Annotated in this window: 14 protein-coding genes; 6 read left to right on the top strand and 8 right to left on the bottom strand. The window is 40.0% G+C overall.

All coding sequences use genetic code 11. The annotated features are described in order from the left end of the window. Window positions 1-39 precede the first annotated feature (39 nt). The 7 genes from pflB to HCB49_RS09035 form a co-directional block, all read right to left on the bottom strand. A complete protein-coding gene (pflB, locus tag HCB49_RS09005; protein WP_185604735.1) occupies window positions 40-2,319 on the bottom strand; it encodes a formate C-acetyltransferase in 2,280 nt (759 codons plus the stop codon). Window positions 2,320-2,538: 219 nt separating this feature from the next. After that, complete coding sequence (locus tag HCB49_RS09010; RefSeq protein WP_185604736.1) at window positions 2,539-3,546, bottom strand: serine hydrolase domain-containing protein; 1,008 nt, start codon at window positions 3,544-3,546, stop codon at window positions 2,539-2,541. Between the two features lie 2 nt (window positions 3,547-3,548). Beyond that, on the bottom strand, window positions 3,549-5,192 hold the full coding sequence (locus HCB49_RS09015; protein ID WP_185604737.1) for an NAD-dependent malic enzyme: 1,644 nt from the start codon (window positions 5,190-5,192) through the stop codon (window positions 3,549-3,551). Window positions 5,193-5,303: 111 nt separating this feature from the next. Further along, on the bottom strand, window positions 5,304-5,987 hold the full coding sequence (locus HCB49_RS09020; RefSeq protein ID WP_185604738.1) for an EAL domain-containing protein: 684 nt from the start codon (window positions 5,985-5,987) through the stop codon (window positions 5,304-5,306). A gap of 18 nt (window positions 5,988-6,005) precedes the next feature. Beyond that, window positions 6,006-7,010: a glycoside transferase gene (locus HCB49_RS09025; RefSeq protein ID WP_185604739.1), complete on the bottom strand. Its 1,005-nt coding sequence runs from the start codon at window positions 7,008-7,010 to the stop codon at window positions 6,006-6,008. Then, window positions 7,007-8,134, bottom strand: a complete 1,128-nt coding sequence (locus HCB49_RS09030) for a GGDEF domain-containing protein (RefSeq protein WP_185480889.1) — start codon at window positions 8,132-8,134, stop codon at window positions 7,007-7,009. Before HCB49_RS09030 ends, HCB49_RS09025 begins: the two co-directional genes overlap by 4 nt. A 25-nt stretch (window positions 8,135-8,159) precedes the next feature. Next, complete coding sequence (locus HCB49_RS09035) at window positions 8,160-9,296, bottom strand: GGDEF domain-containing protein (RefSeq protein WP_185604740.1); 1,137 nt, start codon at window positions 9,294-9,296, stop codon at window positions 8,160-8,162. 319 nt (window positions 9,297-9,615) lie between these two features. On the opposite strand from HCB49_RS09035, the gene HCB49_RS09040 reads away from it, so the two are divergent. Beyond that, complete coding sequence (locus tag HCB49_RS09040) at window positions 9,616-10,722, top strand: NAD(P)/FAD-dependent oxidoreductase (protein ID WP_185604741.1); 1,107 nt, start codon at window positions 9,616-9,618, stop codon at window positions 10,720-10,722. On the opposite strand, the gene HCB49_RS09045 is transcribed toward HCB49_RS09040, so the two are convergent. Then, entirely contained in the window at window positions 10,712-11,578 is an 867-nt protein-coding gene (locus tag HCB49_RS09045) for a YitT family protein (protein ID WP_185392075.1), read from the bottom strand. The two genes, HCB49_RS09040 and HCB49_RS09045, sit on opposite strands and share 11 nt — an antisense overlap. 140 nt (window positions 11,579-11,718) lie before the next feature. On the opposite strand from HCB49_RS09045, the gene HCB49_RS09050 reads away from it, so the two are divergent. The 5 genes from HCB49_RS09050 to HCB49_RS09070 are packed head-to-tail and all read left to right on the top strand — an operon-like array spanning window position 11,719 to window position 15,426. After that, complete coding sequence (locus tag HCB49_RS09050) at window positions 11,719-12,054, top strand: nucleotide pyrophosphohydrolase (RefSeq protein ID WP_185480886.1); 336 nt, start codon at window positions 11,719-11,721, stop codon at window positions 12,052-12,054. After that, window positions 12,051-12,842: a 4-hydroxy-tetrahydrodipicolinate reductase gene (gene dapB, locus HCB49_RS09055; RefSeq protein ID WP_185480885.1), complete on the top strand. Its 792-nt coding sequence runs from the start codon at window positions 12,051-12,053 to the stop codon at window positions 12,840-12,842. Before HCB49_RS09050 ends, dapB begins: the two co-directional genes overlap by 4 nt. 15 nt (window positions 12,843-12,857) lie before the next feature. Beyond that, complete coding sequence (gene mgsA, locus HCB49_RS09060; RefSeq protein ID WP_185604742.1) at window positions 12,858-13,262, top strand: methylglyoxal synthase; 405 nt, start codon at window positions 12,858-12,860, stop codon at window positions 13,260-13,262. A 15-nt stretch (window positions 13,263-13,277) separates the two neighbouring features. After that, window positions 13,278-14,459 carry a CCA tRNA nucleotidyltransferase gene (locus HCB49_RS09065; protein ID WP_185604743.1) on the top strand — a complete coding sequence of 394 codons (1,182 nt, stop codon included), beginning with the start codon at window positions 13,278-13,280 and terminating at the stop codon, window positions 14,457-14,459. After that, a complete protein-coding gene (locus HCB49_RS09070; protein ID WP_185604744.1) occupies window positions 14,449-15,426 on the top strand; it encodes a biotin--[acetyl-CoA-carboxylase] ligase in 978 nt (325 codons plus the stop codon). Before HCB49_RS09065 ends, HCB49_RS09070 begins: the two co-directional genes overlap by 11 nt. The last annotated feature ends 92 nt before the right edge of the window (window positions 15,427-15,518 follow it).

Raw genomic sequence — 15,518 nt, forward strand, 5'->3', positions numbered from 1 at the left:
ACCAAATCTGTTATTCGCAGATTTGGTCCTTTTTCATTATTAACCGATTAATTTTTCGTGGAACATTCTTTGGCAAAGTTCCATTTTTTGTTCTTCGTTTAGATCTTTCGTATTTAAGCAGTAGCCGCTGATACGTAAGATGACTGGGATGCCGGCTTTTATTTTTTCGATTACTTCGTCGTGGTTAAGAACGTTCAAGTTGATATGTTGCCCACCTTTTGTAAAGTAACCATCAAGAATACCAACTAGATTATGATGTTGTTCTTCAGTTGTTTTACCGAACATTTTTGGAGCTCCTTGGATAGTTAAGGAAATTCCGTCATTAGCATAGTGGAATGGTAATTTAGAAAGACTTGCAAGGTTATCTAAGAAACCACCTTTTGCTTTGTTAGAAGGGTTAGCTCCTGGGCTGAAGAATTCTGGTTCTTTGATGATTTTACCATTTTCATCGAATACAGGTCCTTTATGCACTGGGGAGTTACCACATTGTTTAGAGTAAGCAACGTTGGAAGTGATTGTTAGAACAGAAACGGTTGCTTCGCTATCTTTGTAAAGTTTATGGGAATCTAATTTGTCTTTGAACATTTTAAGAACCATTACAGCGATATCATCGGCACGGTCATCATTTTCACCGTAACGAGGGAAGTCGCCTTCTACTTCATAGTCATATACAAAACCGTCTTCGTCGCGGATAGTTTTTACTTTGGCGTGTTTGATGGCACTTAGGCTATCTACTACGTTAGCGAATCCACAAATACCGAAGCCCATGTTGGCTGTTACTTTAGATGGTAAGAAGGCCATTTGCATGCTTTCGTAGTTGTATTTGTCTGTCATAAAGTGAATGATGTTCATTGCATCTACGTAAGTATCTGTTAACCAGTCCATTGATTTATCGAATTTTTCTAGTACTTCTTCGTATTCAAGGTATTCGGTTGTAATTGGTTCTACTACATCGAATACTTGGTTTTTGTGAAGGTCATCTTTACCGCCGTTAATCGCACCAAGAAGACATTTAAGGACGTTAACACGAGCGCCGAAATATTGCAGGTTATGTGTTTCGCCTTTGTCTTTGTCCGCTTCTGGGTTAAGTGGGCTAACACAACAGCTGATACATTGCATATCGCCGTAGCCTTCTTCTTGCATTAATTTATCATTTTCGTATTGAATGGAGGAATGTTTCACGCTCATTTTCATACAATATTCTTTAAAACTTTCTGGTAAACGAGCATCCCAAAGGACCGTTAAGTTTGGTTCTGCGGAGTTTCCTAGGTTGTCTAAGCAATGTAAGAAACGATAGTCTGTTTTTGTGACACGATGACGACCATCTGCACCCATACCAGCCATAGATGTTGTAACGAAAGTAGGGTTGGAAGCGTAAAGTTCATTATAACCATCTGTTCTTGCAAAACGAACCATTCTTAATTTAAGGGTTAATTGTTCGATTAATTCTTGTGCGTCGAATTCGGTGATAATGCCTTTTTCTAAATCGCGTTGGATGTAGATATCAAGGAAAATCGGAATACGACCGAATGAGCTTGCAGCACCGTTTGCTTGTTTGATAGAAGCGAGGTAGCCCATGTAAGTCCATTGTACAGCTTCGGTTGCATTTTCAGCTGGACGGCCAAGTTCTAAACCGTACTCGTTACCTAAAATGATTAAGTCTTTAAGTGCTTTGATTTGTAACCAAATTTCTTCACGTAAACGAATATTTTCATCAGAAGAAATGGCAATTTTTTTCAAGTCTTGTTGTTTTTCAGCGATTAAACGATCCACACCGTAAAGTGCTGGTTTTTGGTACAAGCCGATGATTCTTCCGCGCGAGTATGCATCTGGAAGACCACTAACGATATGGGAGTGGCGCGCACGTTTGATATCGTCTGTATATGCTCTGAAAATACCATCATTTGCAGTTGAGCGGTTTTTTACGTAAAAATCGTGCAATTCTTGGTCGATTGAGTAGCCGTTGTCAGTCAAACATTGTTCTGCAGTTCTAAGACCACCGTTTGGCATGAAAGCTAATTTGAATGGTTTATCTGTTTGTAAACCAACGATGACTTCATTTTCTTGGTCAACGTAGCCTGCTTTGTGAGATGCAACGTTGGAAACGATAGCGTTATCCATATCGAGCACGCCACCTTTTGCATCCATTTCTTCTACTAATTTATTTATTTTTTCGTTCAGTTTAGTTGTTCTTGGTGTACTTTTTTCTAAGAAGCTTTCATCGCCATCGTAAGGAGTGTAGTTATCTTGGACGAATTGTCCTACACTAATGCTTTCTTGCCATGCGGTTCCTTTAAAACCATCCCATGCTTTTGTCATTATAATTTCCTCCTTCAATTGTGTTTCTTTTCACTTAAAGCCAGAAACTAGTCTTTAGAATCTTTCTTCATTGAACAGCATACTCCTTTGTGAAAATGAAAACAATATAAAACGAGAAAGAAAATAAATTTCTTTTATATAACTAGAAAAGGCTTTCAAATGCTGTGTTAATACAGTTTTTTAGGAACGAACGGATAAAAAAGAAGCCTAGCTAGTGTGCTAGACTTCCGTTATGTTGGCAACTTCTTCTAAAAAAGTGTCGACAATGCTGTCACGTTTGTCAACGAAATTTGGGTTGGCTCGGCTTGGATGGACGCGGTTAGAAAGGACGATTAAGCTGGCTTGGTGTTTTAAATCGAGCACCATGAAAGTTCCAGTGAATCCGGTGTGATATAAAACAGAATCGCCGCGTAGGTCCCAGCCTAGTCCGCGACTTCGGTTGAGACCAGGAGTATGGTTTATTTGCATGAGCGCCAACATTTGTTCAGAAAGGATTGGTGACCCGTGCTGTAAAATAAGTGCATCGCGGAACTTGGAAAGATCAGCTAGCGTGCTAAAAAGCCCAGCGTGACCGGTGCCTGATTTGGCGGTCCAAGCTTTGAAATCATGGACATCGCCTTGGATTAAGCCACGTGTTTGATCAAGTTCGGTCGGGATGACTTGTTTTTTATTTGTTGGCTGAAACCCTGATTGAGTCATTTTTAGGGGTTCTAGAATATGTTTTTGAATGGTTTGTTCATAATTGCCGTCGATTTTGCTAATTAAATAACCTAGTAGTAAGAAGTTAGCATCCGCATAAGTGACTTCCGTTCCGGGTGGATTAATTTGTTTAGTAGCGTAAACATAACGCATCACATCTTCGGGTGCAGTCATTTGGAAGTTAGGGATGTTTTGGGCAAGGCCGGAGCTATGTGTTAGCAAATGTAAAATCGTGACGTTTTTGTATCGGAAATCTGGCAAATACATTTGAATAGGGTCGTTTAATTGGAATCTTTGTTGTTCGATAAGTTGCAAAATACGAGTAGTCGTAGCAATTACTTTGGTCAAAGAAGCGATGTCATAAATGTTTTCTGTTGTTCGTGGTAAAATTTCTGCTTCTGGAAAAACAGCTTTTAATCCCATGATGTTATTTTCTTCTAGTTGGTTTGTTTTAATTTGATAACTAATTCCGGGAGTGGAGCCATTTTGGACGAGTTGATCTAGTGATTGCTTCGTTTTATAGAACATAACTAAACTCCTTTATAAGTAGGTTGCCACATTTCAAGCTCTACGGCTTCGGTGACGTTGGTTAATTTCGTTTGGTGGATATTTTCTTTTATAGCTTGGTTGGCAACTGCAATCGCGACTGCGCGGGATGTTTCACGAAGGGTGCGGACATGTGGTAAAAGAGCAGCACCGGGTTCGTTTGGCGAAATTTGGTTAGCGACAGCCATGGATGCAGCAGCGAGCATGCCGTCGGTAATATATTTGGCGCGAGTAACAAGCGCACCTAGTCCAAGTCCTGGATAAAGTAGCGCATTGTTTGCTTGGCCAATTTCATAGGTAGTATGTTGATACTCTACTGGTTTTGAGGGACTACCTGTGACGATAAGTGCTTTTCCACCAGTCCACTGAATCAAATCTGCGGCAGTTGCTTCGGCTAATTTTGTTGGGTTAGAAAGTGGTAAAATAGCTGGTCGTTCGGTATGCTCCGCCATTTTTTTGACGATGCTCTCTTTAAACGCACCAGTAACGCCAGAACAGCCGATTAGCATGGTTGGATGAACAGCTTCAACTAAATGTTCTAATGTATCTACCGGCGTATTTTCCCAGTCAGAAGCGGGATGCGCATATTTCTTTTGGCCAGCAGTTAAATCAGTCATGTGATCAAGCACTAAACCATTTCGATCGACTAAATAAAAGTGTTTTCTAGCTGCGTCAAAAGAAAGGCCAGTTTCACGCATTAATTGTCCGCTCAGTTGGTCAGCGATACCGATACCAGCAGTTCCAGCGCCGAAAATAATAATTTTTTGTTCGCTTAGTGGAATGTGGGAAACTTGAATCGTGGCAAGAACGGCGGCAACGACCATCGCACCGGTTCCTTGAATATCATCATTAAAAGTACAAATTTCCTCGCGATAATTATGCAGAATACGACTTGCATTTGCGCGACCAAAGTCTTCCCAGTGAAGGATGGCTTTGGGGAAAACGCTTGTCATTGCATCGACCAATTGAGCGATAAATGTATCGTATTCATTTTCTGAAAGTCGGGGGCGTTTATTGCCTAAATAGCGTGGATCCTCAAGGAGTGTTTCATTGTTAGTACCTGCATCAATCACAACAGGGAGCACGCGGTCTGGTGCAAGTCCAGCGGCAACTGTATAAACAGCTAATTTGCCAACTGCAATTTTCACGCCATTCACGCCCCAATCGCCAATCCCGAGCACGCCTTCACCATCTGTAATGACAATCATATCGATATTTGGATTGTTTTTAGCATAGTTTTCAATCGATGTGCGTAGTTTTTCTGGAGCAAAGGCATCGATAAATAATGCTTCATCTGGAGCAGTGTAGTCTGTATGATAATGGATGACAGCATCGCCAATGGTTGGCGTATAAATAAGTGGCAGATACTCGGTGACATTTTTGGTAACAACATAATAATAAAGTGTACGATTTTCGTTATATAAGTTGGTTAAAAGTTGATGTTTATGTAAAGCTGTTTCTAAATTTTCTATTTGTGTTTCGATGCGCGCCGCTTGTTGTTCGATTGTTTCGATAAATGGCGGCAGTAATCCGTCTAAGTGATAGCTTACCCGTTCTTCATTTGTAAAAGCGGTTCCTTTGTTTAATAATGGATTATTCAGATAGTCAAAACCTGATTTTAAAGTCATTTTCAGCACTCCTTTTTCATTCTATTCTATTTTACATGGGCGACAGAGGAATAACAACTGATTCAAAATAAAAAGAAAACCTGAAAACAATCAGATTTTCTTTTGTTAAACTTAATGAAAATAATAACCTTGCGCGTAAGGAATGCCAATCTCTTGGAGGAATTTGAGCTGTTCTTTTGTTTCGACACCTTCGACAATCAAGGACTTGTGATGTTTTTTGACGTAATTATGCAGTTGCTCAAAGAAGATTTTTTTGCCGTCGCTTTCGAATAAATCCCGAAGTAGTAAGCGGTCGGTTTTTACAAAATCAGAATGGTGCGCAAAGACACGATGCAAGTCCGCATATCCGGAGCCAAAATCATCAATAGCAAATTTAGTCTCGTGTTTTTTCTGGAATAGCTGTAGTTGTTTGTCTAAGTCGTTCATTCGCTCTTGTGGTAACTTGGATGTTTCCAAAAATTCAAAAACTATTTTCCCGTTATCAAGAAGGGTATCATGCAGTTCTTCTTGATTTTCTAAAAAGGTATCATAGGAAATATTGACAAATAATGGCGTATCTCCACTTTTGTTAAAGCGTTTCACTGCATTATGAAGCGTGAGCAGTTCAAATGCTTTTTGCAGACCATCCTGTTCCGCTTCTTCAATAAAATCACTAATTGCATTCCAGTGATCTGTTTTCAAGCGGGTGAGTGACTCATAGCCGAAAATTTCCGTATTTTCAACAGCAACAATCGGTTCATATATTGTATCAAAATGATTTTGATCAATAATCTCACTTACAGAGGGCTTTTTCATTTGTCCAACTTCTTTCCGTTATTTCTTTAGAGTTATTTCTTTATTTATATAATCGAAAAAATGGGTCGTTTCAGGATTCGACGTGTCCATTTTCTCTAATAACTCTTTGGTGATTTTACCATTTTTAGCTTGATTTGTCTTGTTAAAATACTGTGTCAAAAAGGCGTAAACGGCGGTGGATTCGTTTTCTGAGCTAGGTTTCTTTGTTTCTCGTTGGTAACGCGCATAAATTTTCCCGTTAGAAGCGAGTTCGGTTTGTAAAAAATTATCGAAATTTGGCTCTATATCACCATTTTCGTCGTAGTAAGCAATCGCGATGAGCATTTGATCAATCATATTAACTTCATTTGCATCAGCATAGTGAAATTGTCCATTTTGAAACACTTCTGTAAAAAATGGTTCGGCGTTCACGGTTTGAATGGGTAGATAAGCTTTGTCGCGGTAGTTAATGTGTTGCATCGCCTCGATATTTAAATAGCTTAAATGGAGTGTATCTGCTTTTTTCTTATGAACGAAATCATAGAAATCTACTGGTGTACCTTGAACAGCGCTATACTTTTTCGTGTTGGTTAGCAGTTTGTCTGCTAGTTTTTTATAGGCATCATGCTCGAATTTGTCACTCGCTTGATAAAGGGCGTCGGTGATACGGAAGTCGTCTACAATCGCATTGGTCGTGGTCGAGTCTGTCGCTTCCCATTTGATAAAGTTATCGTTCGTTATAAAGTTTTTTTGCAAGCTAGTTACTTGTTCTTGGAAAGTTTTGCTATCGTTAACCTCGACTAAATATTCCATGTAAAGCCCGATGCTCTCGGCTAAATAATGCGGTTCTTGGGCATTTTTATAATCAATAATCAAACCGTTTTTGGCGGTGTAGTTTTCTTTTACATACTTTTGTACGGCAGTTGAAGTGGGCGTTGTTTCTTTTGGTGCGCTTAAGGTTTCTTTCGGTTCGGTTCGGAGGGAAAAGTAGAGACCAGTGCCGAGTGCGATGAGTAAAATTAAGATGAGAATCATTCGTTTCATTCGATTTCCCCCTGATGAACAGCGATTTGGTTGCGGCCGCTTTGTTTTGCTTGATAAAGCGCTTGGTCGGCGGCTTCAAATAAAGATTCTGTAGTTGCAAATTTGGAACTGGCAGAAGCAACTCCGATGGATACCGTTACTTTGCCACTAGCCGGATTGTAAGGGAACTTGGCCCGTTCAATTTCTTCCCGGAAAAAATCAGCAATGAGTGCCGCTTGCTCGGTACCGACATTTTGCAGTAAAACAGCGAATTCTTCGCCGCCAATTCGCGCAAACATCGTCCTTGGTGGAAAGGTTCGATTTTTAAGAATGCTACTAAACTGCGCAAGGACGGTATTGCCAGCTTGATGCCCATGAAAATCATTAATTTCTTTAAAATGGTCAATATCAATAATGAAGAGTGACAATGCTTTTTTTCGTTTCTGCGATTTAGCGAAAATCCATGCAAATTGTTGCGTGAAAAAACGCATATTTGGTAAATTTGTCAAACTATCGGTCATCGCTGTTTCGGTCAAATTTTGAATGACCAGATTACTTTTATCGATATAGTTACACGCATAAAATACTAGCAAAGCGGTTACGAAGAACAACAAGAAGTATTCGAGAATTTCAAAGCCACGCAAAATCCGCCCTTCGTCAAAATTGTTCACGAAATAATACAGGATGGCCGGGAAATTTAGAATAATCAACGCGACAAATTTCGAAAAGCGCTGTTTTTTCCAAAAGGTAATAAGTAAACAAGCGGCGAAAATCAACGTCATTAAAATAATATAGCGACTTGTAATCGGGGACGCGATATCAAAACTAATTCGCCCAAAAAGCATAACCAAATAAGCAAAAATAAGTGGCACACGACCACCGAAAACACTTGTAACCATTAAAATCAAAATCCGCATATTCGTATAAATAACGGGATTATTTTCATAGGCACCTTCATAAATAAAGTAAATACCGGCTAAACCATAATAGACACCGAGGAGGATAGAAAGAAATAGTCGTCTACTGCCATTTTGGAACCAATTTGGACGATATTGTCTGATTTTCCGAAAAGACATCCCTTGGATAAAAAGGATAGCAAGAAAGAGCGCTAAACTATCTATGTATGAATTAATTAGCTCGAACAAATGGACTCATCTCCTTTTTACTCTCTTAAATAATTGGCTCTGTTTCGCGAATATGTACTTGGTTTCGTCCATTTCGTTTTGCGTTATAAAGGGCTTGATCGGCGGCATGAAGTAGTTCATTTGCGCTCGGATAATTTTCACCATCATAATTCGCAATTCCCGCAGAAATAGTAATAACCGAACCAGAAGCAACAATCGGTACATCGATTTTCTCCACTTTTCGGCGGATTTTTTCTGCTAAATGCTGTGTTTCACTGACATTAATATTCGGCAAAACAATCGCAAATTCCTCGCCGCCAATCCTTGAAATAACCGTATTCGGCGGGAAGCTAATCTTTAACAGCATTTGGCTAAAAGTAGATAAAACACCATTTCCAGCTAAATGGCCATATGTATCATTTACCCGTTTAAAATAATCAATATCAATAATAATGACACTTAAATTCGATTTTTTTAAAGTAGCATAGTTAAAAGCCGCTTCAAATGTTTTTTCAAAGTGGCGGAAGTTCGTCAAACCGGTAAGCGGATCAAGAATGGTGGATTGCTGCAAGTCGTATATTAATTTGTTGGACGTATCGATATAATAAGATGCTGAAATAATAATGAAGGTAATAAAAAAAGAAACCACAAAGTAGAGTATCCAAACTGGTAAATCTTCTAGCGTATAGGCTAAATGTATTTTTTGATGTAAATAAAATAACATTAGCGGGATGGCACTGAGTTTGACTAAGACGACTTTTTGCACGGAACTAAGGCGTAATTTGGCCACTTCCATACAAATAAAGTGAAAGCCGATAATTAAAAAAACATAAATAAAATTGGCGAATAGCGCATCACCAAGAAACAGTTTTCCTATGACGATAAGTAATAGGGCGATAGTAGCTGGACCGGCCGAGGAGAACAAATGCAACACGATTAAAATATTGAGTAGCATATCTGTATAAATACCCGAGTCCGTACCAGGCAATCCGCGGATAATAAAATAAACACCTAGAAGGCCGTAGTAAATGCCCAGTGCGTAATTAATAATTTCATTAGCAAATTTTATTTGGAACCAAGCGGGCTTTTTTTCTCTAATTGACCGAAGCGCCATTCCGTGAAAAAAAAGCGCTGATAAAAAAAGCGCCATGCTGTTCCATAATGAATCAAGAATATTTGGCATAAAAAAATCTCCCATATCTCAGCATAATTAATCAGCTGAACAGTTAATATAGGCAGAATAAAAAAGAAATGAATTTTTAGCTGAGACGCAGTGCAAAAAACCAACCAATAGGCGAAAGCGATCTCTAAGAGGATATGTGGTAATGACAACGAGATAAGCCAAAATCTGCCTTTTTGTAATTAAAGCTGGATTTCAGTACAATGGATAGAATGAAGTAGAGGATTTTTAGTAGTTTGTAAACTTAACTATTTTCACATATTATTACAAAGAGTCTTGAAAAAGTCAACTTGTGTCACAATTGATATAGAGGGGTGTAAGCATGCAAAAAATAGTCATCATCGGCGGAGGAATTGTTGGAGCCAGCGCAGCATATTTATTATCAAAAGAACAGGTAGAAGTAACATTAATTGATTCCGGTGAACCGGGGCAAGCAACCCGTGCGGCGGCGGGAATTATTTGCCCGTGGCTTTCCAAAAGACGGAATAAATATTGGTATAAACTGGCGAAAAATAGTGCGGCTTTTTATAAGGAAATAGCGCAAATGCTCGAACATGAAACGGGACGTGATTCGGGTTACAAGCAAGTCGGCGTACTCGCACTTCGGCAGACAGAAGAAAAAGTAACCGAGCTGTTTAACCTCGCAAAGGAAAGACGTTTGGACGCGGAAGTCATGGGTGAGATTGAACGATTATCGGAAGCAGAAACAAAGCAAAAATTTCCAATTGTTAAGCCGGGCTTTGGTTCAGTTTATGTTAGTGGAGCAGCGCGCGTGAATGGCGGCTTATTTTGTGAAACGTTACTTTCCGCTGCGAAAGAAAATGGCGTGAAAATCAAATCAGGTCGGGCTCGATTTACAGCAAATGGAGAAGTGTTTGTAGACGGGGAAAAAGAAAGTTACGATAAATTAATTATTGCAGCGGGCGCTTGGTTGGCAGATTTGCTAGCGGAGTCAGGTTTTCATACAGAGGTTTTAGCACAAAAAGGACAGTTGTTGGAACTTGATTTTAGCGAGTTTGAAACGGATGATTGGCCAGTGATATTACCGCCTAGCGCAAAATCGATTGTTCCTTTTGATAATGGAAAAGTTATTGTTGGCGCAACACATGAAAAAGCTGCTGGCTTCAATACAGAGCCAACAGCTGCAGGTAAAGCAGAAATAATAACAGAAGTTAGTCAATTTATGGAAGGCGATTTGGCACATAAAGTTGCGCATGTCGCTGTTGGAACGAGACCGTATACACCAGATTTCGCGCCGCTAATTGGTCAGTTACCGGGTTTTGAATCGGTCTTTTTAGCGAACGGGTTGGGTGCGTCTGGGTTAACAACTGGACCATATGTCGGTAAACTTTTGGCAAACTTGGCTCTTGGGAACACAGTTGATTTAGCTTTAGAAAACTACGAACCAAGTAAATACATTAGTAAATAGGATTTTTATTTTCATCCAGCGTGAAGCCCTCACCCATTACATCATGAACGACACTCACCGAAACAAAAGCGTGCGGATCAATCGCCTGCACAATATTTTTTAATTGGATAATTTCATTTTTCGCAACAACAATATAAAGGACATCTTGCTCATTTTTCGAAAAACCGCCGCGGCCTTCAAGTACCGTCACACCGCGGTTCATCGCTAGCATCACATGGGAAGCAATCGCGTCATTATCTTTGGAAATAATCAGTGCGCCACGAGCCGCATAAGCTCCTTCTTGGACAAAATCGATTACCCGCGAACCGATGAATACTGCAACAAGCGTGTACATCACTTGGCGGACATCCAAATAGGAAAGCGAGGCTACGAGCACGATTGCATCAATTGCAAACAACGTTCGTCCCATACTAATTCCTTTCGTATGGTTAAGCAACTTAGCGATAATGTCACTGCCGCCAGTTGTCCCGCCGTAACGAAACACAAGCCCGAGCCCGATACCACTAAAACCACCAGCAAATAGGGCTACGAGTAGCAAGTCGCTATGTAAATCTAACGTATAAGGAATACGCTGGAAAATCCATAAAAATAGCGACAAACTCACTGTGCCAATACCAGTATAAATAAGCGAACGATTACCAAGCACCCGCCAACCTAAAATAAACAAAGGGATGTTCAAGATTAAGTTAGAGTAAGCAGGATCAATTTGGAAAAAGTGGAGCAGGAATAGAGTCACCCCAGCTAGTCCGCCTTCTCCGAGATTATTAGCGATGTTAAAATTAACTAAGCCAAATGCGTAAATCGCCGTACCAAGCATAATAAAGCAAATGTTTTTCGTGCGTAATGTTTTTAGCATAGCTTTTCCCCTCTCTGGAACCTATTTAATATGTAAGTAAAAAATCATGGACTTGGATGTATTTGTTTAGGTATAATGAAATGAAGTTAACAATTAGTCGTAAAATCAATTTTAGTTTACCACAAAAAGGGGGAAAACCGATGGCGAAAACAATAGCAGAAATACAAAAAGAAGTGGATGATTTCATTGGTGGGTTCGAGGAAGGTTACTTTTCCCCACTAGCAATGATGGCTCGAATTACAGAAGAAACGGGAGAATTAGCCAGAGAAATCAATCATTATTATGGCGAAAAACCGAAGAAAACAAGTGAACCAACCAAAACCGTTGCAGAGGAACTGGGCGATTGCCTGTTTGTCCTTACGTGTATGGCCAACTCACTTGATATCGATATGGAAAAAGCACATGACACGGTTATGGCGAAGTTTAAAGAACGAGATAAAGATCGTTGGACAAAAAAGGAGGAAAAAACAAAATGAGAGTAGCAGTATCTGGATTTAAAGGAAGAATGGGACATGAGGTTGTTAAAACCGTTTTAAGAGAAGCAGATTTGGAATTAGTGGCGGTACTTGACCACGAGCCGAAAGAAAAAAATATCCGCGAAATCGTCGAGTTTAGCTCATTAGACGTACCAGTTTATGCTGATTTAAGCGAGCTGTTAGAAGAAATAAAACCAGATTGCGTCGTTGATTTTACAACACCCAAAGTAGGGTATAGTAACACGAAAACAATTCTAGAACACGGCGTACGTGCGGTTGTTGGTACAACAGGCTTTACACCAGAACAAATTAGCGAACTAAGATCAATTGCAGAATCGAAAAAAATCGGTGCATTAATCGCGCCAAACTTTGCTGTAGGTGCGGTTTTAATGATGCAATTCGCGCAAAAAGCAGCTAAGTATTTTCCGAACGTCGAAATTATTGAGTTACATCATGATAATAAATTAGATGCGCCAAGTGGTACAGCTGTAAAAACAGCAGAAATGATGGCAGAAACTCGCGAATTTGTTAAACAAGGTGCAACAGATGAAGTAGAACTTATTGAAGGTGCAAGAGGAGCCGAATATGAAGGCATGCGTATCCATAGTGTCCGTTTACCAGGACTTGTGGCGCACCAAGAAGTGATCTTCGGAGCAGAAGGACAAGGTCTAACGATTCGTCATGACTCTTATGACCGAATTTCCTTTATGTCTGGCGTAGCACTTTCGGTTCGTAAAACAAAAGAATTAGAAACACTTATTTATGGCTTAGAAAATATTTTAGACTAAGGATAGGTGAATGAGATGCATATCGCATTAATCGCGCACGATGAAAAAAAGGATTTGATGGTTGGATTTGCAACGGCATATAAACATTTGCTTGAACCGCATCAATTATATGCAACCGGGACTACAGGTTTACGAATTATCGAAGCAACAGGCTTAACGGTGCATCGTTTTAAATCAGGCCTGCTTGGTGGAGATCAACAAATCGGCGCGCGTATTTCCGAAAATAAAATGGACCTCGTTATTTTCTTGCGCGATCCATTAACCGCCCAGCCACATGAACCTGATGTGACGGCGCTTATTCGATTATGCGATGTATACGAAATTCCTTTAGCAACAAATATTGGTACAGCAGAAATTTTAATTCGCGGATTAGGAGCAGGTTTCCTCGATTGGCGAGATTTAAGACGGAATGATGAATAAAAGGAGCGATGACAGATGAATGACGTTTTTCTAAAAGCGCTTCCTGTATTGCAAAAATTAACTACAGCGGGATTTGAAGCGTATTTTGTTGGCGGATCTGTCAGAGATTACTTGCTAAATAGAACGATTTCCGATGTGGATATTGCAACCAGTGCTTTCCCAGAAGAAGTAAAAGAAATTTTCCAATCAACCTACGATACCGGGATTGCGCACGGGACGGTTACCGTTAGAGAAAATAAAGAATGTTATGAAGTAACCACTTTTCGAACAGAAGGAACGTATGAGGATTTTAGGCGTCCAAGTGAAGTAACGTTTATTCGCTCGTTAAAAGAAGACTTACTACGCCGCGACTTTACGATGAATGCGATAGCGATGGACGAACATTTCGATTTACACGATCCATTTGCCGGACAATTAGCAATTCAAAATAAAGAAATCAAAGCAGTTGGTAAAGCTTCCGAACGTTTTCATGAAGATGCTTTGCGAATGATGCGTGCCGTACGCTTTTTGAGCCAGCTTGATTTTGAGCTTGATAAAGAAACGGAAAATGCTTTAGGAAGCCAAATATCCTTATTACAGCACACTTCCGTCGAACGAATCACGGTTGAATGGATCAAAATGATTAAAGGTCCAGCTATAAAACGAGCGATAGATTTACTTGTAAAAGTCGAAATGGAAACATATTTGCCGGGCTTACAAGGGGAAAAAGCCGCGCTGACCGAATTTGCTAGCTGGAACTGGGCAAAACGGACAACCGAGGAGGCTATTTGGCTTGGACTTGTCGTTGCCGTGAAGCCAAGCAATGTTACCTCGTTTTTGAAAGCTTGGAAACTGCCAAATAAAACTATTCAACTTGTAAACAAAGCTTATCAAGATGCGCTTGATATGAAAGAAACATGGCAAACAGAGGAACTTTACCATGCTGGGCAATCAGTCTTTTCCTTAGTGAATGAGCTAAATGTCCTTCGTGGGCAAGAAGATAAGCAACAAGCGCTCAAAAAAGCATACGAAGCCCTACCAATTCACTCCAAAAAAGACCTCGCAATAACGGGCGCTGATTTGCTAAAATGGTCCGGAAAAAACGCTGGTCCTTGGGTAAAGGAAACGCTCGCTAACGTGGAGCGTGTGGTTCTTTTAAATGAAGTTAACAATGAAAAAAATCAACTGAAAAGGTGGCTAGGCTATCATGAAGAATAATCGGGAAAAATTGCTCGCATTATTTACCGAAAGTACGGGCACTTATTTATCCGGGCAAGAAATTGCGGATAGCCTAGGTTGCTCGCGTACTGCTGTTTGGAAACAAATGGAGGCGCTCCGCAAAGAAGGTTTTGAAATCGAAGCAGTCAGAAATCGTGGTTACCGTTTATCCGCAACAGCAGAACAGTATACGAAAGATGCACTCCTACTCGGTTTAGAGACAACATTCATCGGCCAGCATTTAGAAATACATGAGTCGGTGAGTTCGACACAAATCATCGCCCACCAACAAATCGAAGCAAGCCCAGAAGGAACCGTCATTGTAGCCGATGAGCAAACCGCGGGAAAAGGTCGCTTACTTCGCCCTTGGAGTTCTAAAAAAGGGGAAGGCATTTGGATGAGCGTGATTTTAAAACCACAAATCCCAATCCAAAAAGTACCGCAGTTCACTTTTATCGCCTCGCTGGCTATCACAGAAGCGATTGAAAATGTCACAAAACTAGAACCGAAAATCAAATGGCCCAATGACATTTACATCGGTAAACGTAAAATCTGCGGTGTGCTAACAGAAATGCAAGCCGAAGCAGAAACTATTCATGCTGTCATTATTGGCATGGGTATCAACGTAAATCAACAAGAATTCCCCGAAGAAATCAAAGACAAAGCTAGTTCACTGAAACTGGAACTTGGCGAAAGTATATCCAGAAAAGCACTATTACAAGAAATTCTAGTAGCTTTAGAGAAATACTATGAACTTTTCCTTGATAAAGGATTTGCGCCAATCAAGCTACTTTGGGAAACAAAAGCAATTCCCTTTGGCGAGAAGCTAACCGCCAGTACAACAAAAGGCAAAATCCACGGACAAGTAAAAGGTATTTCTGATGAAGGCGTCCTTTTACTACAAGATTCACTGGGCGAGGTGCATTCCATCTATTCTGCAGATATTTTGCTAGATAATGAAAAATAACGAAACTGCCTGAAAAAGCATGTTTTAACCATAGAAAAGTAACCGAAAACATATCTTTTAACTCGAAAACACAGTGTGAAAATCACTTTTTC

Origin of the sequence: Listeria cossartiae subsp. cayugensis (assembly GCF_014229095.1) — a bacterium.
Taxonomy (GTDB): Bacteria; Bacillota; Bacilli; order Lactobacillales; family Listeriaceae; genus Listeria; species Listeria cayugensis.